This window comes from Hydrocarboniphaga sp. (assembly GCF_965279055.1).
In the GTDB taxonomy this organism is placed as follows: domain Bacteria; phylum Pseudomonadota; class Gammaproteobacteria; order Nevskiales; family Nevskiaceae; genus Hydrocarboniphaga.
Genome location: NZ_OZ257125.1, coordinates 3614891 through 3638472, shown reverse-complemented (window position 1 = coordinate 3638472; position 23582 = coordinate 3614891). Strand labels below are relative to the sequence as shown.

Below are 23582 nucleotides of genomic sequence, written 5' to 3'. Positions count from 1 at the left end.
CACGATGACAAGGGTCGCGGTGCGCGAACTCTGCGAGTTCGGCGCCAAGCGCGGCGACCTGGATCTGCGCTTCACGCCGTCGCCGACTTCGCAGGAGGGCATCGCCGGCCACAAGCTGGTCGCCGGCCGCCGCGGTCCCGGCTATCAGCGCGAAATCACGCTGCAGACGCAGTACAAAAGCCTGCTGACGCGCGGTCGTGCCGACGGCCTGCGCGTCAATCCCGAGCTCGTGCTCGAGGAGATCAAGACGCATCGCGGCGATCTGGGCCGCGTGCCGGAGAACCATCGGCATCTGCACTGGGCGCAGCTCAAGGTCTACGGCGCGCAGCTCTGCGCCGAGCGCGGATTGAGCGAGGCGCGGCTCAGCCTGATCTATTTCGATGTCGACAAGAAAAGCGAAACGCCGCTGAGCGAAACCTTCAGCGCCGAATCGCTGCAGGCGTTCTACGCCGAGCAGTGCGACGCGTATATCGACTGGGACGCGCTGCAGAACCAGCACAAGCGCAAGCGCGATGCGGCGTTGCGCGATGTGCCGTTTCCGCATGCAAATTTCCACGCCGGCCAGCGCCTGCTCGCCGAGGCGATCTACAAGGCCGTGCTGCGCAAGACGCCGCTGCTGGCGCAGGCGCCGACCGGCATCGGCAAATCGATCGGCACTTTGTTTCCGGCGCTGAAAGCGATGGCGCAGGGCCATCTCGACAAGATTTTCTTCCTGACCGCGAAGACCTCCGGCCGGCAGATGGCGCTGAACGCGCTGGCGTCGCTGCAGCATGGCGACGAGCCGCTGCCCTTGCGCGTGCTCGAACTGACGGCACGCGACAAGGCCTGCGTCCATCGCGAGAAATCCTGTCACGGCGCCTCGTGCCCGCTGGCCAAAGGCTTTTACGATCGGTTGGCGATCGCGCGCGAAGACGCGCTCAATCAGTACACGCTCGACCAGGCTGCGGTGCGCGCGGCTGCGCTGCGCCACAACGTCTGCCCTTACTACCTGGCGCAGGAGCTGGTTCGCTGGGTCGATGTGGTCATCGGCGACTACAACTACTACTTCGATGCCAGCGCCTTGCTGCACAGCCTGACCCAGGTCAACGACTGGCGGGTCGCGGTGCTGGTCGACGAGGCGCACAACCTGGTCGAGCGCGGCCGCGCGATGTATTCGGTGCAACTGGTCGAGCAGGATCTGCCGCAGGTCAAGGGCTCGACGCATCGCGCCACCGCGCGCGCACTAAACCAGCTGGCCAGCGATTGGCGCAGTTTCAGTTCGCAGCAAAAAACCGAGTTCGCCGAATATCAGCTACCGCCGCAGACGCTGACCGACGCGCTGCAGCGCTGCGTCGCCGCACTCGGCGAGTACTACACCGAGCATCCCGACGCCGGTCCGCCGCATCTGCAGCGTTTCTATTTCGACGCGCTGCATTTTCTGGAACTGGCGGAAAACTTCGGCCCGCATTCGGTCTGCGATCTGCAGGTGGAAAGCCATCCGCACATGGGCCAGACCAATTCGACCATCTCGATCCGCAACGTCGTGCCGGCGCGTTATCTGATCCCGCGTTTTCGCGATGCCACCAGCAGCGTGCTGTTCTCCGCGACGCTGAATCCGCCGCATTTCTACATGAGCCTGCTCGGCCTTGGGGAGGACACCGCCTGGCTCGACGTGCCGTCGCCGTTCGCGTCCAGCCAGATCGAGCTGCACATCGCCGGCGCGATCTCGACGCGCTATCGCGACCGCGCGAAGTCGGTTGCGCCGATTGCCGATCTGATCGCCGCTCAGTACGAAAAGCGTCCCGGCAACTACCTGGCGTTTTTCAGCAGCTACGACTATCTGCGGCAGGTGCACGAGGCGCTGGCGCAGCGGCATCCGCTGTTGGCGACACATGCGCAGAAAGCCGGCATGAGCGAGCTGGAGCAGAGTGGCTTTCTGGCGCGCTTCACTGCCGGCAGCGAGCTGATCGGCTTCGCGGTGCTGGGTGGCGCGTTCGCGGAAGGCGTCGATTTGCCCGGCGATCGCTTGATCGGCGCCTTCGTCGCGACGCTGGGTCTGCCGCAGTTCAATCCGGTGAATGAGTTGATGCGTGAGCGCCTCACCGACATTTTCGGCGAGGACTCCGGTTACGACTACGCGTATTTGTATCCGGGCCTGCAGAAAGTGGTGCAGGCCGCCGGCCGCGTGATCCGCTCGCGCGACGATCGCGGCACGATCCACCTGATTGACGATCGTTATACGCAGCGCCGCGTGCGCGAGGTGCTGCCGGCGTGGTGGGGCGGGTGAAGCTCGCGCAGGGTCAGGGCGAGCCCGCGCACGGCGCCGAGCCCTGGCGCCGTGTGCCCCTGGTTCGCGATCACCGCGGCGTGGAATGGGAGCAGGGCGCCATCGGCCGCAATCCGCAGCGCGTGCGCGCGCGGCTGGAGCAGGCGGTGGATCACTGGATCGCGCTGGCGCGGCAGATGCCGGCGTTCGCGTGCCAGCGCCGTCGGCCGATTCCGCGGCCGACTGTGATCTACGATCTGCGCGGCACGATCGCCGGTATGGCGGTCAGCGTGCGCGAAGGCGGCGATGTTCCCGACCAAGCGATGCGCCAGCATCCCGAGCAATGGATGCGCGTGCATCCGGAGCTGCTGATCCGTTATCCGCTGCAGATGATCCAGCAGACCGTGCCGCATGAGATCGCGCATCTGGTCGTCGACTGGTACTGGCCGAACACCATCGCACATCACGGCGCCGAATGGGCCGCGGTGATGCGCTACTTCGGCCGCCAGGCGCTGGCCTACCATCAGATGGAGCTGGCACGCCGCATGGCGCCATCGACGCGGCGCAATCATGAACTGCCGCTGAGCGGATGCGACTTAGACAGGGCTTCGCAGGCCTGAAACCTGGGCCCGATGCGGCAGTCCTAGTTGAACGGACAATGGACAGTCCGGCATCCATCTTCAACGAGGAGATCGAAAATGACGACAAGGAACAGTCCGCCGAACAACGCCCCGGAAAATCCGCGCAAGGCTCCGGAGCAACAGGGCAGCCATCAGCAGCAATCGCCTCAGCAGGGGCAGAACACGCAACAAAAACGCCCGCAACAGCAGCAACAGGCCGACGACAATCTCGGCAGCGATCAGCTCCGCGACGAACGCTCGCCGGCGCAGCGCGAGGCCGAGGCGTCGAAACGCGACATCAACCGCATCATTCCCGAGCCGATGCCGGACGGCTGGACGGCGCGGGATAGTTAGCTGCTAGTTGTCAGTGCCGCGAAGGCGTGAATCCGGACGGGTCAAGCATTGCGCTCACCGCCCTGGATGCCGGCCTTCGCGGCACTAACGTTCTCAAATCTTTTTGGTTTCGCGCAGCCGACGCTGGCGACCGGGAGCAAGAGCACGCCGGCATACAACGGCGGCCGGCGCGATCCGAGATCGGTCCGAACACCGGCTGGCCGAACGTGACACCATTGCGCAGGAAATGCCGGCTTGCGTTGGATTGCATCCTCACTTCTCCTGAAAGTTGCCGGGCCCTCGATACGCGACAAAGGCGCTACTCGGGAGGAACGGGTTTTTGTGATAAACCCGTTCCTCCCGAGTAGCCGCGCAGCGGCGTATCGAGGGACCGGACCGCGGCCCGGACTACAATGGCTGTCATCCGCCGCCGAGCAGCACACCGTGTCCGAACCCATACGCCTGGCCAAAACCGTCGTCGCGCTGACGCAGTGCTCGCGGCGTGAGGCCGAGCTGTACATCGAGGGCGGCTGGGTCACCGTCGACGGGCAGGTGGTCGAAGAGCCGCAGCACATGATCACCGATCAGCGCGTCGAGCTGCTGCCCGATGCCAAGCCCGAGCCGATCGAGCCGGTGACGATCGTGATGCACAAGCCCGCCGGCTACGATTCCGACGAGGGCGACAAGGCGGCGTGGAAACTGCTCGGTGCCGAGTCGCGCGTTACCGAGCACACCGATCCGGCGATGCGCACGCTGCGCCGTCATTTCGCGCGGCTCAGTGTGCCGATGCGCCTGGCCGCCAACGCCAGCGGCTTGCTGGTGCTGACCCGGGATTTCCAGGTCAACAAAAAACTGAGCGACGAGGCCAGCAGGATAGAGCAGGAATACAGCGTCGAGGTCAGCGGCACGATCGCCGAAGGCGGCCTCGAACAGCTCAACCGCGGCATCACCGCCAACGGCTGGAAGCTGCCGACCTGCAAGGTCAGCTGGCAGAGCGAGCAGCGCCTGCGCTTCGCCGCCAAGGACATCCGCGTCGCGCATATCGAGAGCATGTGCGAGGCCGCGGGGCTGCAGGCGATCGTGATCAAGCGCATTCGCATCGGCAGTGTCGCGATGGGCAAGCTGCAGCCGGGGCAGTGGCGCTATCTGCCGCCGTTCAAACGCTTCTGAGCGACGCTTCCGATCACGAAAAGGGCCGCTTTCGCGGCCCTTTTCGCATCGCGGCAAAAACTACTTGCCGGTCTTGATCTTCGAGATCTTCGAGCCTTCGATGCTGACGCCGGCCATCAGGCCCTGCTGATTGAAGATGAAAGCGTAGGCGTCATCCTTCAGAGTCGAGGTCGACAGGTTGCGCGCCATGCCTTCGTCGACGACGACCACGGTCGGGCCGACGCCGATTTCCCAGCCCTTGGTTTCGTGCACGTACTTCAGCGCCTTGGCGTTCATCAGGAACACCGCGTAGCCGTAGGACTGCGCGCCGGCCTGCAGGCCCCAGGAGGCGGTGACCGAGTTGAAGTAGCCTTCGACGGTGCCGCCCTGGATCAGCTCGCCTTCGCCGTAAGCGCCGCCGAACACCAGGCCGGCCTTGACGATGTCCGGGAAGATCAGGATCGCCTTGGCCTTCTTGCCGATCGCCTCGGCCGCGGGGTTGGACTTGTACAGCATTTCGAGCGCGTGCTGGGAGTCCTTGTCGAGGTCTTCCTTGGTCGCGGCGCTGGCGCTGCCAATGCTGGCGAAGGACAGCAGCGCGGTGGCGGCGAGCGAGGCCGCCAGAATCGTGTTGCGGATATTTTTCATTTTGGTAACTCCTGATGCGGTAGGAAAGCGGGTAACGGGGCGCAAAGTGACATTGACTTGCTGAACGCCCCGTGGCCCGCCTGTTGCACCGTGTAACGCCGATCGAAGGCTGAGCATTCAAGTTCCGCCGTGCGCGGTCGCTACCTTTATGACCGGCAGCGCGTTGGCGCCGCCGATCCTATGATGCTGGAGCGCAGGCGTGAACCACCGCAACCCGATCGATACGACGCCACCGATGCTGCCGCGATACCTCGATACCCGAGGCGGATTGGGCGTGGCCTTGCTGATCCTCTGGCTGTGCCTGCTGCTGGCTGGCTCCTGTTTCCTGTTTCTCTCTGGCCCTTCGTCCTGAGTCCCGGGTTTCACCCGCGCCACAACCGCTGCCTGGCCCGGGTGAAACCCCGCTGATTTGAAACTTCTTCCCATCGTTGCCTGTCTTGCCCAGACCACCCCGCGTTCAGCTGCGGGACGCTAAACTCTGCGGCCTGATCGCGAGGAGAAGGTTTTTTGCTGCGACCTTTATTTGCCGCCGCGTCCGCCGCGGCGCTGCTGTGTGCCGGCTGCGCCAGCTATGTGACCCCTGGCGGCCCGATACGGCTGGCCGATATCGACCGCGCTGACGTGGCGAGCGAGGCCGCCCGGATGCCATCGCCGCATTTTCCGGCGCGAGTCGCGCTGGTGCGCGTGCAGGCGCCGCAATACAAATCCTTCAGCTCGGACAGTTACGGCAAGGGCCGCTACAGCGTCGTCACCACGCAGGAGCTGCTGACCGACGACGAGCTGCAACAGATAGCGAAGTGGCCGGCGATCGAAGGCGTCACCCCGCTGAGCCGCCTGCTGCTGCCGGACAAGCTCGATTCACTCGACGACTTGCGCCTGGCCGCGGCCAAGCTGCAGGCCGACATCATGCTGATCTACACCGTCGAGACCTCGTTCCAGGTCCAGGGCCGCGCGGTCGGGCCACTGACCGCGATCTCGCTCGGCACCGCGCCGGATCGCGACGCGTACGTGACGTCCACGGCGTCCGCGGTGTTCACCGACGTGCGCACCGGCTTCACTTACGGCACTGCGGAGGCCACCGCGAAAACCAGCGGCCTGAGCAGCGCCTGGGGCGAGGCCAAGGTCGTCGACAAAAAACGCCTCGAAGCCGAGCAGCAGGCGTTCACGCAGTTGCTGGCCGAGACTGAAAAGACCTGGGACGGCATTGCGAAGCGGTATCAGTGACGAGGTTTTTGAATAGAGGCTGGATGTGCCGATGAAAAGCGTCGCCGAGATGCTCCGTTGCACCGCGCTGCTGCTCGCCGCCGCGCTCGCGCCCGCGGCGCAGGCCGCAGGCCCGGCGCCGTTCGACCTGGCCGGGCCGACGCTGGACGTGGTGGTCACGCGCGGCAAGACCATCCTGCCGGCGTCGGAAGTCCCCAATCTCGCCGAAGGCGACAAGATCTGGATCAAGCCGGAGTTCCCGGCTTCGCAGTCCGCGGACTATCTGATGGTCGCCGCGTTCCTGGCCGGCTCGACCAATCCGCCGCCGGAAAGCTGGTTCTTCCCGTGCAAGACCTGGACGGGCAAATGCGGCAAGGAAGGCCTGACCGTCACCGTGCCCAAGGGCGCGCAGCAGGTGCTGATCCTGCTGGCGCCGTCGACCAATGGCGACTTCAATGCGCTGGTCAGCGCGGTGCGCGGCCGCCCCGGCGCGTTCGTGCGCGCGACGCAGGATCTGAATCAGGCGGCGCTGGATCGCTCGCGCCTGGAGCGTTATCTGGCCGCGATCCACGTGCTCAACCAGGGCGATCCGGCGGTGCTGAAAGAAGTTGCGCCGCTGCTGGCGCGCAGCCTGGCGATCAAGGTCGACGAAAAGTGCCTGGATAAAATTCCGCAGCTGCAGGCCGCCTGCCTGACGCAGGGCCAGGAGGCGCTGATCCTCAACGACGGCCACAGCATGTCGATCGCCGAGACGCTGACCAGCGGCCCCGGCGCCGACCTGGTGATGGCCGCGGCGTCGACGCCGGAACTCGGCTACGGCATCTACAGCCCGTACATCGCCTCGGTGCTCGACATCGTGCGCATCCTGGACAGCTTCGGCACCGCGCAATTCCAGTACATCCCGGCGCTGTCGTCGCAGCAGGGCGACAAGCTGCAGCTGACGCTCAACGCGGCGCCGTCGTTCTACAGCCCCAAATCGGTGATCGTCGTGGCGCTGCCGGCGGTGGAGAAAAAAGCCTCGCTGCCGCCGCTACGGCCGGTCGATCCGACCGACATCTATTGCTCCGGCCGCTCGACCCTGGTGCTGCCGGTCGAAGGCGCGCCGCTGGCGTTTTCCACCGGCTTTGCGCACGACATCGCGCTGGTGCTGACCGGCAAGGACGGCAAGACCATCCGCCTGCCGGCGCGCGCCGATGCGGTGCAGGGCGGCTACGTCGTCAACACGTCGAGCCTGGCGGCGACGACGCTCGGCGACACCGTGAAAGCGCAGCTGCAGGGCTATTGGGGCTTCGAGAATTATCAGGGGCCGACGTTCTCGCTGCGCAATGCCAACGCCAATGCCTGGGAACTGGCCAGCGACGACGAGGACGCGCTGATCGTCGGCCGCCAGGACACCGTGCGCCTGCGTGCCAGCACCACCAGCTGCGTCGACGGCATCATGCTGCGCGATCCGGCCGGCAAGGAACTGAAGACCGAGTGGAAAGCGGTCAAGCCTGGCGTTGTCGAAGTGAAGCTGCCGCTGCAGAACGCGCAGCCGGGTTCGATGACCTTGATGATCACGCAGTCCGGCGTCAGCGAGCCGCATCCGGTGCCGATCCAGGTGTTTTCCAATGCGGGTCGCCTCGACAGTTTTGCGATGCATGCCGGCGATGCCAAGGGCGTTCTCAAAGGCAGCCGCCTGGATGAAGTGGCGAGCCTGCAGATCGGCGCGGTCACGTTCACGCCGGGCGATCTGTCGACGCAGGCCTCGATCGATTCTCTGACGATGCCCGCCTCGGACGCGCAGGCCGCGGCCGCGCTGAAGCCCGACAGCGGCATCGCCGCGCGCGTCACGCTGAAAGACGGCCGCGTGCAGCGCGTCAACGCCAGCATCGACGCGCCGCGTCCGCGCGTGGCCCTGATCGGCAAAAGCGTGCAGCCTTCGCGCTCCAGCGGCGACAGCAACATCCAGCTGGCCAATCAGGACGTGTTGCCGCAGGACGCGCGCTTCACGTTCTCGGTACGAGCGCAAATGCCGGCGACGTTCCCGCCGGACCAGATCATCGAAGTCGCCACCGACGACGAAGCCTTCTCGGCGAAACTGACGATCGCCAACGGTGGCATTCGTCTGGGCGACGCCAAGGTCGCACTGGTCACGCTCGACCCGATCAAGGCCTTCGGCTTCTCGGCCTTCGGTCCGCTGAAATTCCGGCCGATCAGCAACTCGGTCAACGGCGACTGGCAGCCGCTGGTGTCGCTGGTGCGCCTGCCGCAGCTGAAAGAGCTGAAGTGTCCCGAGAGCCCCGAGCGCGCCTGCAAGCTCAGCGGCTCGGACCTGTTCCTGGTCGACTCGGTGTCCGGCAATGCCGCGTTCGACCAGGCGGTGCAGGTCTCCGACGGCTTCCCCGGCTTCAGCCTGCCGGTGCCGCATCCCACCAACGGCAAGCTGTACCTGAAACTGCGCGACGACCCGGCGGTGATCAACACCGTCGCGCTGGAAGCGCAGCTGCTGCCGCTGTCGCCGGACGAGATCGAGCAGGCTGCTGCGGCCAAGCGCGACGCTGCTGCGCCGCCGCCACCGCAGTAAAGCGCCGTCCGGCCAGGTTCCCCGCAGAGGCCCGTCCGTGTCAGACTCCCAGTGCCAATCGCATGGCACTCGGGGGAGACAGACATGCTGGTTCATATCGCATTGCCGGTGCTGGTCGCTGCGCTGTTCGTGTTCGTCAGCAGCAGCCTGATCCACATGGTTTTCAAGTGGCACCAGTCGGACTACGCCAAGCTTGCCGACGAGGACGCGGTTCGCGCCGCGCTGCGTGGGTCCGCGCCCAAGCCGGGCCAATACATGCTGCCCTACTGCGGCGACATGAAGGACCTGCAGTCGCCGGAGATGCAGGCCAAGTGGAAAGAAGGGCCGGTGGCGACGCTGCACGTGCAGCGCAACGGCCTGCCGAACATGGGGCCGATGCTGGGCAAGTGGTTTGCGCTGAATGTCGTCGTCGCCGCGCTGGTCGCGGCCGTGGTTTACAGCTCGATGGGCATCGCCATCATCGACTCGCATCGGCTGTTCCATGTCGCGGCGCTGGTCAGTTTTCTCGCCTACGCGGTCGGCAGCGTTAGCAACGGCATCTGGAAAGCGCAGACCGCCTCCAGCGTCGGCAAGGATCTGCTCGACGCGTTGATCTATGGCCTGGTCAGCGGCTTCGCTTTCGCCTGGTTGTGGCCGACGGGCTGAAAGGCGCGGCCGCGACGCGCTGGCGCAAGCTGCTGGTGCTGGCGCAGCGCTTTCCCGGTGTCGAGGAATCGACCTCGTACAACACGCCGGCGCTGAAAGTGAAGGGCAGGCTGATCGCGCGGCTGCGCAGCGAAGCCGAGGGTGCGCTGGCGCTCTATTGCGACTTCGTCGATCGCGAAATGTTGCTGCAGGCGGCGCCGGATGCGTTCTTCATCACCGATCATTACGCGAACTATCCGATGATCCTGGTGCGGCTCGACAAGGTGTTGCCTTCGGCGCTGCCCGAACTGATCGAGAAGGCCTGGCGCATGCGCGCGCCGGCGAAGCTGGTCGCCGAGTTCGATCGCGCGGACCTGGCGAGCTGAGCGGCGCTTCTTCCGACGCACCGGCAGCGCAGCCGGCGGGTTTTGGCAACCGAGATCAATCTCGATAAGTCGGCTTCTCCTCATCGCCCCGAGCCCCGCGCTGATCCCGGCGATGCTGCAGGACATCGCGTCGGTGAGTCTGCGGCCGGCAGTTAAGGGATCGAAGCGCCGAAGTAGTAGCGATATTCCGCGATCAGTTCTGCGATTTTGGGATTGCTACGCGCATCGGCACTGAACTGCGAGGCAGTCTGCAGCGCCCAGGTCTGGCCTTCGCCGCCGAGACCCTGCGTGGTGTCCTTGGAGTAGATGTTCTTCGCGCTGGTGAAGTTCTTTTGGTACGAATAGCTGGCAATCAGGGTCTCGTTCACATACAGGTCGTAGGTTATCTCTAGGTCCTTGTTTTCTACCACCGGCAACAGGCCCAGCGTGCCCCCGGCCCAGACTGCTGACGCCAAGCCACTGGCAGCGCCGGCCGTCGTTGGAATCAGCGCATGAGTGACGCGCAGCAGGATAGGGCTGCCGTATTGATCCTTGTTCAAGTTCTGCAGCAAAGGCTCTGCCTTGAGCCGTTGGTACAACTCGTCGTACGCGAAGCTGCTGACAAGACGCGCGGTCGGCAGCGTTTCAGACTGTGCGCGTGCCGGCGCCGAAGCGGTGACGGCAATCAAAGCCGAAAGAAAAGCCAACAGGTGTTTTCTCATTGGTAGCAGCCCACGCTGACGACGGCTGACAGCGCCGCCTGATTGCCGGTTTGCATATCGCCTTTCGGGTTCGGCGTCACCTCGGTGAAAGCCAGGTTATTGCGCCGCAGAAACTGGGCTGCGTAGCGCGCGTCGAGCGCGAAGTTGACGTTCTGCGGCAGGATCCCCTTCTCGATCAGCGGCGCGGCGTTGAGCGTGCTCAAAGTAATGCCGAGCAATTCGCCGCCATCGGATACCACCGGGCCGCCACTGGAACCCGGCTGGATCGGGGCCGAAAACTGGAACTGCCCCAGCGCACCGAGCAACGCACCCTTGGAGCTGATGTTGCCGCGCGTGAGGCTGGGATTGGCCGACAGGATCGGCTGCAATGGAAAGCCAACGTTGCCGACCGGCTCGCCCAGCACGATCTGCTCGCCCTGGCGCAGAGGCAAGGGCGCCGCAACTTCGCCCTGAGTGTCCATGACGGCTAGATCTAGCAGCGGACTGGCGACGCGCAGTTTCGTGTTCAGTACCTTGTCGTCGCGACGCACCTCGATCAACGCGCAGTCGTGCAGCACGTGCGCCGCAGTCATCACCTGGCCGGCCCGGTTGATGAAGAATCCGGTACCACTGACCACGGGCTTGTCATGATTGACGTAGAGCTTGGCATCGACCGCGCTGAACTCGGCCACGGCCGGGTAGCGGCTGGAGTCCGGCTGCAGCTTGGCCAGCACGTCGATCACCACCAGCTGCGCACTGCGCAGCGCGGCGTTGAAGAATCCATCGCTGGAGCTCAGGTCACCGATCGGTGCAGCGAAGCTCTGTCGACCTTCGAGCAAGACCGGGCCGCCGCTGCCGTAGACCCGGTAGTTCATCGTCATGCGGATGTTGCCGTTCTCGAACTTCCACTCGGGTTGTATCGCCAGCAACAGGCCGTAAGGCTGCGTGCTGCCTGGCTCGACCAGAAAGCTTTGCGTGAAGAAGTGCTGGGCGACACCGCTGATGCCATCTTCCAGTGCCTTGCCAGGTGTGGCCCAGGCGCGGCCAAGGAACACACGGCTCTTGCGGTAGTTGGACGGAACGTAGATCGCAACCGTGGTGTTGCTGGGTATCTTGGTCCCTGCCGGCAATGCCGCGCCCGAAGGCAGGCTGTCGGTGCTCATTCTGGAAGCACAGGCGCTCAAGGCCAGCGCCAGCAATATCCCGCCCCAACGCAAACGCATCTTGCCTCCCCCCCGGTGTGGCATGCGCAACAGTATATCGGCAACGCTGTGCCGAATAAGAGAGGCATCGCGAAGGGCGTTAAACGGCAAGGGCGCCTCGCGGCGCCCTTGCTTTACATCACTCTAGGCTGCGGCTGATCAGGCTGCTTCCTTGTCCAGCGTGACCACGTTGGCCCGCGGCGCCGTCGCCTCGGTATTGATCGCAACGCGGCGCGGCTTGGCTTCTTCCGGCACGCGGCGCACCAGGTCGACATTCAGCAGACCGTTCTGCAGGCTGGCGCCCTTGATCTCGATATGGTCGGCCAGGCGGAAGCTCAGCTTGAATGCGCGCTGGGCGATGCCCTGATGCAGGTACTGCACGGATTCGGCCGACTTTTCGCGGCGGCCGCCGGTGATCGTCAGCACGTCGCGCTCGACCTGGATGTCCAGATCACCGTCCTGCAGGCCGGCGGCGGCGATGACGATGCGGTAGTCGTCGGCGCTGTGCTTTTCGACGTTGTACGGCGGATACGCCGTCGGTTCGGCGCGCAGCGCGGTCTCGAACAGATCGTTGAAGCGATCGAAGCCGATGGAAGAGCGGAACAGCGGAGCGAGGGAAAATGCGGTGTTCATAGCAGTACAACCTCCTGAAAATCAGCAAAGTTTGGTTCGACCGGAACCCGAACATCGGCATCCCGGTACGACTCAAGCTAAGTCGCGCTGAAAGCTTTTCAAGAGGGGCCAAAACGGAATTTTCGATTCCTTTTGTCGCCGAATTTTCAGGGCGCGATCGCCGCGGTCGCGCCGGCCTCCGGCGCTTTCGGCCGCAGCAGCAGGCCGCCGATCAGCGCGCCCAGCAGGGTCATTGCCGCGCCGATCAGGAAGGCGAGCTGATAGCCGGCGGCGAGCGCGGCGGTCTCGTCGATGCCTTCGGCCAGCGCGCCCTGGGTCCAGGCGTCGGCGATGCTCGCGAGCACCGCCAGGCCGAGCGCGCCGCCCATCATGAATGCGGTGTTGGCGATGCCGGAAGCCAGGCCCGACTGGCTTTCGTCGACGTCGCTCATCGCCGCCAGCAACAAAGGGTTGAAGGCCATGCCGCCGCCGACGCCGAGTGCCAGCATGCCGGGCAGGATATGCAGCGCGTAGCGGCCGCCCTGCGGCGCCTGCGAGATCAGCACCAGGCCGAGGCCGGCGATCGTCAGGCCGACCCACAGCGGTGTGCGCATGCCGAAGCGGATCACCATTTTGGCCGACAGGCCCAGCGAAAACGCGGCCATGAAAACGTCCGCCGGAATGAACGACAGGCCGACCTGCATCGGCGTGTAGCCGAGCACGCGCTGCAGATACAGCGCGGTGATCACGAACCAGGCGAACATGCCGGCCGACCATAAAATGCCGACGACGTTGGCCACCGCCAGATTGCGCAGCTTCAGCAGGTGCAGCGGCATCAGCGGATCGCGCACGCGTGCTTCGACGACGAAGAACGCCAGCAGCAGCGCGATGCCGGCGGCCAGCGGCAGCAGCGTCTGTAGTGAACTCCAGCCGGCGGCGTTGCCGCCGATCACCGCGTAGACCAGCAGCATCAGGCCGCTGGTGACCAGCACCGCGCCGCCGATGTCGAGACGCTGGCGCTGCTCGGGCAGCGCGTCGCGCGGCAACAGCGACAGGCAGCATGCGACCACGGCGATGCCGATCGGCAGGTTGATCAGAAAGATCCAGTTCCAGCTCAGAAATTCGGTGATGCTGCCGCCGAGCACTTCGCCGAGGCTGCCACCGGCGGCGCAGATGAAGCCGTAAACGCCCATCGCCCTGGCGCGCTCGCCCGGGTCGGTGAACAGATTCATGATCAGCGACAGCGCCACGGCGGTGACAATCGCGCCGCCGATGCCCTGCACCGCGCGCGCGACCACCAGCAACCACTGCGACGTGGCGACACCGCAGACCAGTGAGGCGATGACGAAGCCGATCAGCCCGATCAGGAACCAGCGACGGTTGCCGTACAGATCACCGAGGCGTCCGCCGAGCAGCAGGAAACCGCCGTAAGTGAGCATATAGGCATTGAGCACCCAGACCAGCGCGGTGTCGGAGAAACCCAGGCTGGCCTGTATCGACGGCAGCGCCACGGTCACCACCGTGGTGTCGAGCACGATCATCAGCACGCCGAAGCACAGCAGGTACAGCGCGAGCCAGCGTTGGCGCGTGGTCAGGGTCTGCGGCATGGTCGTTCTTCCGTACTGGTCGTTCCGGTAAAAGCGCAACTCCGGTGTTGGCCTTGTGTCGCTGGATTCCCGCATGCGCGGGAATGACGGGCGCCCACCGGAGCTGCGAATTTCAGTGAGTATCGCAAGGCGTGCAGTGCGCCGCCTGAAGGCCGATCCGGGGAACATCACCGTCAGCTGCCTGCAACAGCAACGGTTCAATGACAGGCCGGAGATTGTCTAAACTCGCGTCATGTCCGTCGTTCTGACGCCTTTCGCCCGTGCCCGCCTGTTCCCGAAGGACGGCCGCCGCAACGCCATCCAGGGCGTCACGCCGGCCGAGTACGAGCGCTATTTGAACGAGCACGAGCCGCTGACAGTGCTGGACGGCTATGCGCCGTTCTGCAAGCTGCACGTGCATCGCAACTGGACCTCGACGCGCTGCCTGACGATCCCGATCACGCCGGACAACCAGCATCTGCTGCGCTCCGGCTACGAGGCGCGCAACCGCAACGAGCTGCCGGTGCTGGTGCGCTGGTTCGAAGGACTGGAGGCGCCGGTCGCGGACTATCTGGTGGTGATCCTGTACAGCCGCGAGCAGTTGCAGAAAGAAGGCGAGGGCATCGATGCCGACTGGGGCGTGGTCGGCTGCCTGGCGACCGCGCTGCCGGACGAGATCCCGATGGCGCCGATCACGATGATGCGCAATGCGCTGGGCGTGGAAGAAGGCGGCTCCGGCGTGACGATGGATCGCCAGGCTTACCGGCGTAGCGTCGAGTTCTGGGAACGCAACGCCAACTGGCGATTGCCGGCGAAAGGCTGAGCATGGAAGGACCGCGCCTGCTGTTGGCGGCAATACCGGACGCGGTGACGCTGCAAGGCCTGAGCGCGTCGTTCGCCAGCACCGGGCTGGCGGCGCAGGCCGGCGGCGATCTGTCGCCGTCGAGGAACTGGCACCAGAGCCTGTCGGACCGTTACAACGACACACCGGAAAACCGCCGCCTGTTGATGGAGGCGGGCGCCCTGGTCAAGGCCGCGCCGTTCGTGCTCGGTTTCAATCGCTTCGAATGCAAGGGCAAACCCGGGAAGTTTCACTGGAGTCTGCGTCCGTCCAAAACGCCGCCGGCGTTCGATGCGCTGCTCAACGCGATCAAAGCCGCGCTGGCCGCACGACGCATCGACGAGGATCATGGCCACAGCGCGCATGTGAGCGTCAGCTACTGGGCCAAGGCCAAGCCGGACAACCGGCCGATCCCGGCGGTGTTGTGGCGCATCAGCGAGTTCATGCTGCTGCGGGGCGACGGCCACGGTGACGCCTATCAATACCAGGAACTGGCGCGCTGGCCGCTCACCGCCCAGCCCGAAGGCCAGCTCGATTTCTTCGGCGGCCTCTAAAAAAGGCGGCAGAAACACCAAGGCCCGGTGACATCCGAAGATGGCACCGGGCCTTGGGTCTCCCTAAAGGAAGGATCGCGGCCTTCCTTCGCACCTTGCCTCCCGATCCGGGAGGTTCTTTGCGGAGGTTCTCGTGCGATGCACTGCCGAGAGATCTATTTAGTTGATCCCCGCGATAAGCTGCGGCGATTTTGCCTAGGCTGCTGTCATCACGCAAGCCTTGATGGCACCCGTCTTGCAAAACCATGGCAGTACCGTGGCGAAGCCTTAGACGAATTCACTACAAAGGCCGACGCAAAAGATTATTGACATGTAGGTAAGTTAGGGTATGATGCACCGCAACAGGGAGTGAAACACAGGCCGATGCAAGCGCCGGTTCCACTTCTAGAGTCTCCTCCAGGAAGGCTTCGCGCCTTCCTCGCACCTTGCCCCCCGGTCTCCGGGGGGTTCTTTTTTTGTGCGCCGTTTTTCCCGCGGGCTCCCGCGGCTAGCCCTTCTGAAACTGCTCGAAGCGGCCAAGCTCTTCTTCCACAAGGCGTTTCAGCGCAGCCGACTTGCGTTCGATCCAGCTCCATTTCTGCATCAGCAGGCGGCCGGCGGCGCGGTCCATCTTCAGGTCCAGCGCCGCGACGATGCGATCGCCGATCAGCACCGGCAGCGCGAAGTAGCCAAACACGCGGCGCCCGGCGGGCACGTAGGCCTCGAAGCGATGCTCGTAGCCGAAGAACTGCAGCAGCCGTTTACGCTGGATCACCAGCGGATCGAACGGCGACAGCAGGTGCACGCGTTGCGACGCGGCGATATCGATCGACGCCTCATTTGTCGCATCCAGCGTCGCCGGTGCGCACCAGTGCTGCAATTTCGGCTGGCCTTGGAGATGAACCGGCCGCAGTTGCCGGCGCTTCACCGCGAGCGCGATCTGTTCGCGGACCGTGGCTTTGGAGCCGTTGTTGCCGTAGCAGCTCGAGTCGACGCTGATCAGGCCCTGCGAGCGCAGCGCGCGATCGAGCAGGTATTGCGCGAACTGCCGATCGCTGGCCGGCGCGGGCCGCCGCTGCCAGCCGAAATGCCGCGCGCTCAGCTCGTAGGTCTTGAGCATGCCGCTGCGTTTGCTGATCGTCAGATCGCCGTCGTAGAAACCCAGCCGCAGCGCGCGCCGTGACGGCTTGCGGCTGCCCCAGGGATGATCCTTTTCCACCAGCACGTCGTCGTCGATATCGCGGATCGACAGCGCGCCCTGGTTGCGGATGCGCTTCAACAGCGCGGCGTAGTCGGCCGCATCGACGGACTCGAATGCCGCATGCGGCTGATCACGATGCCGCTGCATCGCGCGAGCGTAGTAGCGATAGTCGGCGGTCGGCACGTAGGCCAGCGCATGCGTCCAGTATTCGAACACCGATTTGTCCGCCGACTGCGCCTGCTCCAGATCGGCGCGGCGATAGTCCGGGATGCGCGTGTACAGGATGTGGTGATGGCTGCGCTCGATCACGTTGATGGTGTCGATCTGCACGTAGCCCAGGTGCTCGGTCGCGCGCCGTACCGCTTCGGCGCCGGCACCGAAGGGCGCGGTTTCGTCGAGGCGCTGCGCCTGCAGCCAGATCGCACGCGCCTGCGCGGCGCTGATCGCGAAAGATGCGGTGCTCATGCCCTGTGCTATGGCGCCGATGACGGCGTCGCCGGCGTCATCGTCCGCTTCAGCGTGGCCTCAAAGCGCGGATCGCCGCGCAGCGCGTCCCACACCGGGCTGTAACGCAGGTCGCCGGGGGTGATGCCGTTGGGCATCTCCGCCAGCGGCTGCAACGACGCCAGTGCCGTTTCGCGATCGCCGGTCAGCGCCTGCACCTGTGCCTGCGCCTTGAGCGCCGCGGCGCGCTGCCAGCGATCGTTGCCGACCAGCTCGACGCAATGCCGCGCCTCCGCGAGCGCGGCTTCACGCTCGCCGAGGCCGGCGAGATTGATGCTCAGATTGCAGGACAGGTTGAACGAATCGGTGCCATCGCGGCGCGCCTCCAGCGCCAGGCGCTTGCCCTGGCCGAACGCGGCGCGCGCCTTGTCGAGCTGACCACCGTAGAAATAGCCGGCGCCGATCAGGCTGTAGATCGAGGCCGCGTCGTCGCCGATGTTGTTGTCGGCCTGCGTCAGCAGCGTTTCGAGCTTGGGCGGGATGCGCGCGTAGTCGTGCCGATACAGCCATTGCGTGCTGAAATGGATCGCCAGCCTGGGATCGTTGGCGGGCAGCGTGTCGAAGATTTTCTGTGCGGCGTCGAGATCGCCTGCGTCCTGGTAGTAGATCGCCTTGGTCGCCCTGAGGTCGCTGGCGCGGTCGGGATTGGTCCCGATCACGTGGTCGAGCGTCGCCTGCGACTGCGCATAACGCCGCAGTGCGGCTTGCACCTCGGCCGTGCCCGTCCAGTAACTGAGGTTCTGCGGATCGTGGCCCGCGGCCAGCCCGAGATTGGCCAGCGCCTCGTCCCACTTGCCCTGGCGGCGTTGCACGTAGGCGATGGCGGCGCTGGCTTCGGCGCTATTGGGCAGGCGCTTGCTTGCTTGCTGGAACGCGGCGATCGCAGCGTCGAAGTCGCCGAGGCCGCGATAGTAGTAATAGCCGCGCGCTAGCCAGGCTTCGCCGAGGTCCGGCTGCAGTTTCATCGAGGTTTCGGCGGCATTGCGCATCTGCGATAGGTAGGCGCCGGTGTGCGTCATGCCGTTGAGATAGATGTAGCTCTGCACCATCGCCAGGTGCGCCCAGGCCAGCGCGAACGCCGGATCGGCACGCACGGTTTCGCGGTAATAGCGCTCGGCCTCCAGGTAATCCTGCCCGCTGGTGTATCGCAGCTCGTAGCTCAGGCCGCGCAGATACAGATCGTAGGCGGCCGCGTTCTGCGTCGGCGCGGTGTTGACCGCGGCATGCTCGGCGCCGGTCAGCTTGGTCTGCAAGGCCTCGGCGATCGCCTGCGCCACTTCGCCTTCGACGCTGAAAATATTGTCGAGCCTGCGATCGTAAGTCTCCGCCCACAGATGCCGATCGCTGGCCGCGTGGATCAGCTGCACATTGATGTGCACGCTGTCGCCGGACTTCTGCACGCTGCCTTCGAGCACGTGCGCGACACCGAGTTTTCTGGCGATATCCGGAAGATCGTCGGGGCTGCTGCTGTAGCGCGCCGTGGAGGTGCGCGAGATGACTTTCAGCGAGCCGATCTTGGACAGCCGCGTCAGGATTTCGTCCTGGATGCCGGCCGCGAAATAGGCGTTGGCCTTGTCGTCGGACAGGCTCTCGAACGGCAGCACCGCGATCGAGCGATCGGTCTCCGGCGCGGCCGGCGGCGCCGCGCCCCTGCGCGTGACGAACAGGCTCGCCAGCAGCACGACCACGGCCAAAGCCAGCACCGCGATGATCCAGCGATCCAGTGCGCGGCCGCTGCTGCGCGGGATCGTCGCATCCGCCGCCAGCTCGCTTTCGCGCTTCAGGCCCAGCGGCGTGAATTCGTAGAACCAGGAAAAGCCGACGACGAAAGGAAAGCCGAGAAACGCGACGATCACCACCAGCCGCACCGCCCAGTTCGGCACGTCGAAAAACGGAAACACCTGCGTCGCCACCTGCACCAGCAGCCAGGCCGCGCCTGCATAAAAAGCCGCGACGCGCGGCACGTTGCGACGCTTGAGCTGCTCCCAGAACGATTCGCGATTCAAGTCGGCTCCCCCTGACCGCCCGAGTTTAACGGATGGCCGTAGGCCATCGCGGTCCGGCTACCATAGCCGCACAAAACCACGCCATCGAGGCTCCACGATGTCGCATATCAAGACCAAAACAGACGGGCAGGTGCTGGAGATCAAGGTCGACCGCCCGGAAAAGCTCAACGCGCTGTCGCCGCAGATGTACGACGACATCTGCCTGGCGCTGGGCGAGCTCGACCGCAACGACGAGCTGCGTGTCGGCTTGATTCACGCCGAAGGCAAGCACTTCAGCGCCGGTGTCGAGCTGGACAAGTGGGCGCCGATCTTCGCTGCCGGCAAGGGCTTCCCGGTGCCCGCGGGCGGCATCGATCTGTTCGCGCTGAGCGGCCCGCGCTGCCGCAAGCCGGTGGTGATGGCGGTGCAGGGCTATGCCTACACCTGGGTGGTGGAGATGCTGCTCACCACCGACGTGCGCGTTGCCGCCGACGACACGCAGTTCGCGATGCTCGAGGTCAAGCGCGGCATCTACCCCTGCGGCGGCGCGACCCTGCGGCTGCCGCAGCAGATGGGCTGGGCCAACGCGCAGCGCTACCTGCTGACCGGCGAAGCCTGGAGCGCGGCCGAGGCGCATCGGACCGGCCTGGTGCAGCAGGTCGTCGCGCCCGGGGAGCAGTACGCCGCGGCGCGCGCGCTCGCCGACAGGATCGCGGCGGCAGCGCCGCTGGGCGTGGCGGCGATCCTCAAATCCTCGCGACTCGCACACGCCGAAGGCGAGGCCGTCGCCGCGAGCCAGCTGTTCGACGACATGCCGCGCGTCATGGCCAGCGACGATGCGCAGGAAGGCGTGCGCTCGTTCGTCGAGCGGCGCAGCGCGGTGTTCAAGGGCAAGTAGGCCAAGCCCGCAGCGGCTGCAGCTTCGGTGAGAGCGACGGCGACGGGTATCATCAGGGCATCGCTGCCCACCAAGGAATGGAATCGTGAAATCAACATTGCTTTTGCCGCTCGCCGCTATCGTGATGATTACGGCCGGCGCAGCGCAGGCCAGGAACGACGCCGTCGACACCCGGCTGCAGGCCGTCATCGCCAGCCAGGATCGGCCCGAAGCCGATCGCGCGCGCGATCGTTATCGTCATCCGCTGCAGACACTGAGCTTCTTCGGCATCAAGCCGGACATGACCGTCGTCGAGATCGCGCCCGGCGGCGGTTGGTACTCGGAGATTCTGGCGCCGTATCTCAGCGAAAGCGGCCACTACTACGCGGCCGCGTCGGCCACCAGCCTGCCGACGTCGTCGGAGAAGGCCAAGCAGGGCGTGGCCAAATTCGCCGCGCGTTTCGACGCCAATCCGGCGCGTTACGGCAAGCCGGTGATCACCGAGTTTCAGCCGCCGCTGCGCGTCGAGATCGCGCCTGCCGGTAGCGCTGATCTGGTGGTGAGCTTCCGCAACGTCCACAACTGGATCGCCAGCGACAGCGAACTCGCCGCCTTCCAGAGCTTCTTCACCGCGCTGAAACCCGGCGGCACCCTGGGCATCGTCGAGCATCGCGGCAAACCCGGCGAAACCGTCGACCAGATGAAAGACACCGGCTACGTCAGCGAGGCCTACGTCAAGGCACTCGCCCAACAGGCCGGCTTCCGCTTCGTCGCCAGCTCGCCGGTGAACAACAACCCGAAAGACAGCAAGGACTATCCCGAGGGCGTCTGGACCTTGCCGCCGACCTTGAAGCTCGGCGACAAGGATCGCGAGAAATATCGGGCGATCGGCGAGTCCGACCGGATGACCCTGAAGTTCATCAAGCCGCAGTGACGGTCCCTGCCGGTCACTGCCGGCGTCGATCCGCGCCGTGCCGATGGCCGGCCTGGGTCGCTGAAGCCGGTGTCTGCTAGGCTCTGCGCATGATGCGAGACACCCTGCTGCGCCCGTGGCTCATTACGCTGATGTGTCTGGCGTTGGTGATCGCGCGTGTCAGCGGGGCGCATCTGCACATGTGCTTCGACGGCAACGAGCCGCCCGTCACCTTCCACCTGACGGACCAGGGCCCGCATCACGACGGCGCCGACGCCAAGGCGCATCACCAGGACGCCGAGGCTTCCGCAACCGGCGAAGCGGTGGCGAAGTCGGGCAAATCCTTCTTCAAGCTGCCGTTGTTTCTGCTGGCCGCGCTGCTGCTGTGGGCGGCCTTGCCGCTCGTTCGCCGCTTTGGCTTTGCCCTTTCTGCATCGGCTCGTCCGATCGCCTTGCCGTACCTGCGTCCGCCCTTGCGCGGGCCGCCGTTGCTCGCCTCCCACTGATCTTTTGACGATCCTGCCGCGCGTTTATTAGCGCCCGGCTTCATCCAGGCATGCGCGCCGCTGTCGCGCGATGCCGCTGGGGAGGTAGTTCATGAAGTGGTCTTCTGCGCGCGCATCGCGCGCGTGCCTGCTGGTCGCGACGTTGGCCGCGCCCGCTGCTTTCGCAGCGGAGCCGGCGCCACCGCTGACGCTGCGCCAGGCGGTCGACGCCGCGATGGCGTCCAATCCCGAGCTGCAGACATTTTCGTTCGAATTTCGCGCACTCGATGCGCGCGCCCGGCAGGCGACGCTACGCCCGGCGCCGGAGCTGTCGGTAACCGCCGAGAACCTGCTGGGCAGCGGTGAAACCAGGGGGCTCGATGCCGCCGAGCTGACGTTCGCCTTGTCCCAGGTGATCGAGCTCGGTGGCAAGCGCGATGCGCGGATCGACGCGGCCAAAGCCGGGCGCAGCGTCGCCGACGTCGAGCGCCAGGCGCGGCAGCTCGACGTACTGGCGGAGGTGACGCGCCGCTTCATCGGCGTCGCCACGCGGCAGCAGCAAGTCCAGCTGGCAGCCAATGCGGTGAAGCTCGCCGGGGAAACGGTTTCCGGTTCGGAGAAGCGGGTCAATGCCGCGAAGTCGCCGCACGCGGAATTCGATCGCGCGAAGATCGCGCTGGATCGGGCCAGGCTCGAACAACGGCAGGCGGAAATACAGCTCGACACCGCGCGCAGGCAGCTCGCGGCGACCTGGGGCGAGTCGCAGGCGGTGATCGGTGGCCAGGCTTTCGGCGCCGTGGCGGCCGACCTGTTCACGCTGCCGGAACCGGGCGACTACGACGCCCTCGTGAGCCGGCTGGCGCAAGGGCCGGACTTCCTGCGCTTTGCATCCGAAGCCCGCCTGCGCGATGCCGAGCTGCGCCTGGCCGCTACCGCGCGCAAGCCCGATGTCACGATCGGCGCCGGCGTTCGTCGTCTGGAAAGCAGCGACGATCAAGCCTTCGTCGCGTCGTTTTCGCTGCCGCTGTTTTCCGCCAGGCGCAGCGAAAGTCTCGTCGCCGAAGCGCAGGCCAGCCGTGATCTCGTCGACGCGCAGCAGCGCATCGCCATGGTCAAGGCCAAGACCATGCTCTACGAGCTGTATCGCGAACTCGGCAGCGAGGTGCTCGAAGCGCAGACGCTGCGCAACGACATCCTGCCGCGCGCCGAAGAAGCCTTGAAGGAGACCGAATACGCCTACCAGCGCGGTCGCTACAGCTACCTGGAATGGGTCGACGCGCAGCGCGAATACCTGGCCCTGCAAGCCGATTTGATCGAGGCCAGCAGCAAGGCCCAGGCCCTGCGCGTGGAAATCGAGCGTCTGACCCATGCGCCGCTCGCTGACGCGCGCTGAACCGAATACGAGAAACAAACCATGACTTCCAAAACCCTGTTCATCACGCTGTTGCTGGCGCTGGCGCTGGCGCTGGCGGTCGTCGCCTGCGGCGGTTCCGAATCGGCGTCCACCCAGCCCGCGGCCGCAGCGCAAGCCGAGCCCGCGCACGGCGGCGAAGGCGATCACGAAGAAGGCGCATTGAAGCTGACGGCGGCGCAGATCGAGGCGGCCGGCATCGAAATCGCCAGCGCCGGCCCCGCCACCATCCGTGAAACCCTGCCGCTCTACGGCGTGGTGGCCCCCAATGCGGAGCGGGTGCGCGAAGTCGGCGCGCGTTTTCCCGGTGTCATTCGCAGTGTTGCCAGGAAGATCGGCGACACCGTGAAGCAGGGCGAAACCCTCGCCACCGTGGAGAGCAACGAGAGCCTGCAGACCTATCCGGTGCTCGCCTCGCTGGCCGGCGTCATCGCCGCGCGCAATGCCAATCCAGGCGAACAGACCGGCGACAAGTCGCTGTTCACGATCGCCGACCTGTCGAGCGTGTGGGTCGAGCTGTCGCTGTTCCCGCGGGATGTGGCGAAGGTGCGCGTCGGCCAGAAGGTGCGGGTGAAGAGCGCCGATGCCGGCCTGTCCACCGACGGTGAGCTGGTCTACGTCGCCCCGTTCGGCAGCAGCGCCAATCAGACGCTGACGGCGCGCGTGCTGGTCGACAACGCGGATCGGCACTGGGCGCCGGGCCTGTACGTCACGGCCGACGTGACTTTGGCGGAGACCACGGTTGCACTGTCGATTCGCAACGAGTCGGTGCAGAACCTGGAAGGGCGCAGCGTGGTGTTCGTCCGGGATGCCGACGGCTTTGAACCCAGGCCGGTGAAACTCGGCCGTGTCGATGATGAGAACAGCGAGGTGCTGGAGGGCCTTGAGGTCGGCGACGCCTATGTCACGCGCAACAGCTACATCCTCAAGGCCGAGTTGGGCAAGGGTGAAGCCGAGCACGGACACTAGGAGCCGGCG

At 65.5% G+C, this 23582-nt stretch carries 23 protein-coding genes; 16 read left to right on the top strand and 7 right to left on the bottom strand.

What is annotated here, in order from left to right; translation table 11 throughout:
• Nucleotides 1–4 precede the first annotated feature (4 nt).
• The 4 genes from ACQZF9_RS16400 to ACQZF9_RS16385 all read left to right on the top strand — a co-directional run bounded on the left by ACQZF9_RS16400 (nucleotide 5) and on the right by ACQZF9_RS16385 (nucleotide 4368).
• Entirely contained in the window at nucleotides 5–2266 is a 2262-nt protein-coding gene (locus ACQZF9_RS16400; RefSeq protein ID WP_428310036.1) for an ATP-dependent DNA helicase, read from the top strand.
• Nucleotides 2263–2865 (top strand): SprT-like domain-containing protein, encoded by a 603-nt coding sequence (locus tag ACQZF9_RS16395; protein ID WP_428310035.1) that lies wholly within the window; start codon nucleotides 2263–2265, stop codon nucleotides 2863–2865. Before ACQZF9_RS16400 ends, ACQZF9_RS16395 begins: the two co-directional genes overlap by 4 nt.
• Before the next feature lie 78 nt (nucleotides 2866–2943).
• Nucleotides 2944–3219, top strand: a complete 276-nt coding sequence (locus ACQZF9_RS16390; RefSeq protein ID WP_428310034.1) for a hypothetical protein — start codon at nucleotides 2944–2946, stop codon at nucleotides 3217–3219.
• A 423-nt stretch (nucleotides 3220–3642) separates the two neighbouring features.
• Nucleotides 3643–4368: an RNA pseudouridine synthase gene (locus ACQZF9_RS16385; protein ID WP_428310033.1), complete on the top strand. Its 726-nt coding sequence runs from the start codon at nucleotides 3643–3645 to the stop codon at nucleotides 4366–4368.
• A 60-nt stretch (nucleotides 4369–4428) separates the two neighbouring features.
• Here the strand turns inward: ACQZF9_RS16385 and ACQZF9_RS16380 are convergent, their stop codons facing one another.
• Nucleotides 4429–4995 (bottom strand): YSC84-related protein, encoded by a 567-nt coding sequence (locus ACQZF9_RS16380; RefSeq protein ID WP_428310032.1) that lies wholly within the window; start codon nucleotides 4993–4995, stop codon nucleotides 4429–4431.
• 199 nt (nucleotides 4996–5194) lie between these two features.
• On the opposite strand from ACQZF9_RS16380, the gene ACQZF9_RS16375 reads away from it, so the two are divergent.
• From ACQZF9_RS16375 to ACQZF9_RS16355, 5 genes are all read left to right on the top strand, one after another.
• On the top strand, nucleotides 5195–5347 hold the full coding sequence (locus ACQZF9_RS16375; protein WP_428310031.1) for a hypothetical protein: 153 nt from the start codon (nucleotides 5195–5197) through the stop codon (nucleotides 5345–5347).
• Nucleotides 5348–5502: 155 nt separating this feature from the next.
• Nucleotides 5503–6219 carry a hypothetical protein gene (locus tag ACQZF9_RS16370; RefSeq protein WP_428310030.1) on the top strand — a complete coding sequence of 239 codons (717 nt, stop codon included), beginning with the start codon at nucleotides 5503–5505 and terminating at the stop codon, nucleotides 6217–6219.
• A gap of 31 nt (nucleotides 6220–6250) precedes the next feature.
• Nucleotides 6251–8764 carry a hypothetical protein gene (locus tag ACQZF9_RS16365; protein ID WP_428310029.1) on the top strand — a complete coding sequence of 838 codons (2514 nt, stop codon included), beginning with the start codon at nucleotides 6251–6253 and terminating at the stop codon, nucleotides 8762–8764.
• An 84-nt stretch (nucleotides 8765–8848) separates the two neighbouring features.
• On the top strand, nucleotides 8849–9409 hold the full coding sequence (locus ACQZF9_RS16360; RefSeq protein WP_428310028.1) for a hypothetical protein: 561 nt from the start codon (nucleotides 8849–8851) through the stop codon (nucleotides 9407–9409).
• Nucleotides 9394–9774: an MmcQ/YjbR family DNA-binding protein gene (locus tag ACQZF9_RS16355; RefSeq protein ID WP_428310027.1), complete on the top strand. Its 381-nt coding sequence runs from the start codon at nucleotides 9394–9396 to the stop codon at nucleotides 9772–9774. Before ACQZF9_RS16360 ends, ACQZF9_RS16355 begins: the two co-directional genes overlap by 16 nt.
• 152 nt (nucleotides 9775–9926) lie before the next feature.
• Here ACQZF9_RS16355 and ACQZF9_RS16350 read toward each other — a convergent pair whose 3' ends face one another.
• The 4 genes from ACQZF9_RS16350 to ACQZF9_RS16335 all read right to left on the bottom strand — a co-directional run bounded on the left by ACQZF9_RS16350 (nucleotide 9927) and on the right by ACQZF9_RS16335 (nucleotide 13875).
• Nucleotides 9927–10475, bottom strand: coding sequence for a hypothetical protein (locus tag ACQZF9_RS16350; protein WP_428310026.1), 549 nt, complete (start codon nucleotides 10473–10475; stop codon nucleotides 9927–9929).
• Entirely contained in the window at nucleotides 10472–11677 is a 1206-nt protein-coding gene (locus ACQZF9_RS16345) for a S1 family peptidase (protein WP_428310025.1), read from the bottom strand. Before ACQZF9_RS16345 ends, ACQZF9_RS16350 begins: the two co-directional genes overlap by 4 nt.
• A 138-nt stretch (nucleotides 11678–11815) precedes the next feature.
• A complete protein-coding gene (locus ACQZF9_RS16340; protein WP_428310024.1) occupies nucleotides 11816–12289 on the bottom strand; it encodes an Hsp20 family protein in 474 nt (157 codons plus the stop codon).
• 146 nt (nucleotides 12290–12435) lie between these two features.
• Entirely contained in the window at nucleotides 12436–13875 is a 1440-nt protein-coding gene (locus tag ACQZF9_RS16335) for a DHA2 family efflux MFS transporter permease subunit (protein WP_428310023.1), read from the bottom strand.
• A gap of 232 nt (nucleotides 13876–14107) precedes the next feature.
• On the opposite strand from ACQZF9_RS16335, the gene ACQZF9_RS16330 reads away from it, so the two are divergent.
• Together ACQZF9_RS16330 and ACQZF9_RS16325 are read left to right on the top strand one after the other, a co-directional pair.
• Nucleotides 14108–14677, top strand: a complete 570-nt coding sequence (locus tag ACQZF9_RS16330) for a DUF3228 family protein (RefSeq protein WP_428310022.1) — start codon at nucleotides 14108–14110, stop codon at nucleotides 14675–14677.
• Nucleotides 14678–14679: 2 nt separating this feature from the next.
• On the top strand, nucleotides 14680–15249 hold the full coding sequence (locus ACQZF9_RS16325) for a 2'-5' RNA ligase family protein (protein WP_428310021.1): 570 nt from the start codon (nucleotides 14680–14682) through the stop codon (nucleotides 15247–15249).
• Nucleotides 15250–15736: 487 nt separating this feature from the next.
• On the opposite strand, the gene ACQZF9_RS16320 is transcribed toward ACQZF9_RS16325, so the two are convergent.
• Both ACQZF9_RS16320 and ACQZF9_RS16315 read right to left on the bottom strand, forming a co-directional pair.
• Nucleotides 15737–16894 (bottom strand): winged helix-turn-helix domain-containing protein, encoded by a 1158-nt coding sequence (locus ACQZF9_RS16320; RefSeq protein ID WP_428310020.1) that lies wholly within the window; start codon nucleotides 16892–16894, stop codon nucleotides 15737–15739.
• Nucleotides 16895–16902: 8 nt separating this feature from the next.
• The gene (locus tag ACQZF9_RS16315; RefSeq protein ID WP_428310019.1) at nucleotides 16903–18939 is read right to left on the bottom strand and encodes a tetratricopeptide repeat protein; all 2037 of its coding nucleotides are present in this window, start codon (nucleotides 18937–18939) and stop codon (nucleotides 16903–16905) included.
• A 97-nt stretch (nucleotides 18940–19036) separates the two neighbouring features.
• Between ACQZF9_RS16315 and ACQZF9_RS16310 the strand changes: the two genes are divergently transcribed.
• The 5 genes from ACQZF9_RS16310 to ACQZF9_RS16290 all read left to right on the top strand — a co-directional run bounded on the left by ACQZF9_RS16310 (nucleotide 19037) and on the right by ACQZF9_RS16290 (nucleotide 23573).
• On the top strand, nucleotides 19037–19816 hold the full coding sequence (locus tag ACQZF9_RS16310; RefSeq protein WP_428310018.1) for a crotonase/enoyl-CoA hydratase family protein: 780 nt from the start codon (nucleotides 19037–19039) through the stop codon (nucleotides 19814–19816).
• A gap of 85 nt (nucleotides 19817–19901) precedes the next feature.
• Nucleotides 19902–20729: a class I SAM-dependent methyltransferase gene (locus ACQZF9_RS16305; protein ID WP_428310017.1), complete on the top strand. Its 828-nt coding sequence runs from the start codon at nucleotides 19902–19904 to the stop codon at nucleotides 20727–20729.
• Nucleotides 20730–20818: 89 nt separating this feature from the next.
• Complete coding sequence (locus tag ACQZF9_RS16300; protein WP_428310016.1) at nucleotides 20819–21214, top strand: hypothetical protein; 396 nt, start codon at nucleotides 20819–20821, stop codon at nucleotides 21212–21214.
• Between the two features lie 91 nt (nucleotides 21215–21305).
• Nucleotides 21306–22586, top strand: a complete 1281-nt coding sequence (locus ACQZF9_RS16295; RefSeq protein ID WP_428310015.1) for a TolC family protein — start codon at nucleotides 21306–21308, stop codon at nucleotides 22584–22586.
• A 21-nt stretch (nucleotides 22587–22607) separates the two neighbouring features.
• Nucleotides 22608–23573: an efflux RND transporter periplasmic adaptor subunit gene (locus ACQZF9_RS16290; protein WP_428310014.1), complete on the top strand. Its 966-nt coding sequence runs from the start codon at nucleotides 22608–22610 to the stop codon at nucleotides 23571–23573.
• Nucleotides 23574–23582: the final 9 nt, after the last annotated feature.

What these genes read in the sequence shown, in the direction of transcription:
- ACQZF9_RS16350 (WP_428310026.1), bottom strand. Translation starts at nt 10,475, where the DNA reads ATGAGAAAACACCTGTTGGCTTTTCTTTCGGCTTTGATTGCCGTCACC.
- ACQZF9_RS16365 (WP_428310029.1), top strand. Translation starts at nt 6,251, where the DNA reads ATGAAAAGCGTCGCCGAGATGCTCCGTTGCACCGCGCTGCTGCTCGCC.
- ACQZF9_RS16330 (WP_428310022.1), top strand. Translation starts at nt 14,108, where the DNA reads ATGTCCGTCGTTCTGACGCCTTTCGCCCGTGCCCGCCTGTTCCCGAAG.
- ACQZF9_RS16325 (WP_428310021.1), top strand. Translation starts at nt 14,680, where the DNA reads ATGGAAGGACCGCGCCTGCTGTTGGCGGCAATACCGGACGCGGTGACG.
- ACQZF9_RS16400 (WP_428310036.1), top strand. Translation starts at nt 5, where the DNA reads ATGACAAGGGTCGCGGTGCGCGAACTCTGCGAGTTCGGCGCCAAGCGC.
- ACQZF9_RS16340 (WP_428310024.1), bottom strand. Translation starts at nt 12,289, where the DNA reads ATGAACACCGCATTTTCCCTCGCTCCGCTGTTCCGCTCTTCCATCGGC.
- ACQZF9_RS16335 (WP_428310023.1), bottom strand. Translation starts at nt 13,875, where the DNA reads ATGCCGCAGACCCTGACCACGCGCCAACGCTGGCTCGCGCTGTACCTG.
- ACQZF9_RS16320 (WP_428310020.1), bottom strand. Translation starts at nt 16,894, where the DNA reads ATGAGCACCGCATCTTTCGCGATCAGCGCCGCGCAGGCGCGTGCGATC.
- ACQZF9_RS16390 (WP_428310034.1), top strand. Translation starts at nt 2,944, where the DNA reads ATGACGACAAGGAACAGTCCGCCGAACAACGCCCCGGAAAATCCGCGC.
- ACQZF9_RS16300 (WP_428310016.1), top strand. Translation starts at nt 20,819, where the DNA reads ATGATGCGAGACACCCTGCTGCGCCCGTGGCTCATTACGCTGATGTGT.
- ACQZF9_RS16290 (WP_428310014.1), top strand. Translation starts at nt 22,608, where the DNA reads ATGACTTCCAAAACCCTGTTCATCACGCTGTTGCTGGCGCTGGCGCTG.
- ACQZF9_RS16310 (WP_428310018.1), top strand. Translation starts at nt 19,037, where the DNA reads ATGTCGCATATCAAGACCAAAACAGACGGGCAGGTGCTGGAGATCAAG.
- ACQZF9_RS16380 (WP_428310032.1), bottom strand. Translation starts at nt 4,995, where the DNA reads ATGAAAAATATCCGCAACACGATTCTGGCGGCCTCGCTCGCCGCCACC.
- ACQZF9_RS16360 (WP_428310028.1), top strand. Translation starts at nt 8,849, where the DNA reads ATGCTGGTTCATATCGCATTGCCGGTGCTGGTCGCTGCGCTGTTCGTG.
- ACQZF9_RS16345 (WP_428310025.1), bottom strand. Translation starts at nt 11,677, where the DNA reads ATGCGTTTGCGTTGGGGCGGGATATTGCTGGCGCTGGCCTTGAGCGCC.
- ACQZF9_RS16295 (WP_428310015.1), top strand. Translation starts at nt 21,306, where the DNA reads ATGAAGTGGTCTTCTGCGCGCGCATCGCGCGCGTGCCTGCTGGTCGCG.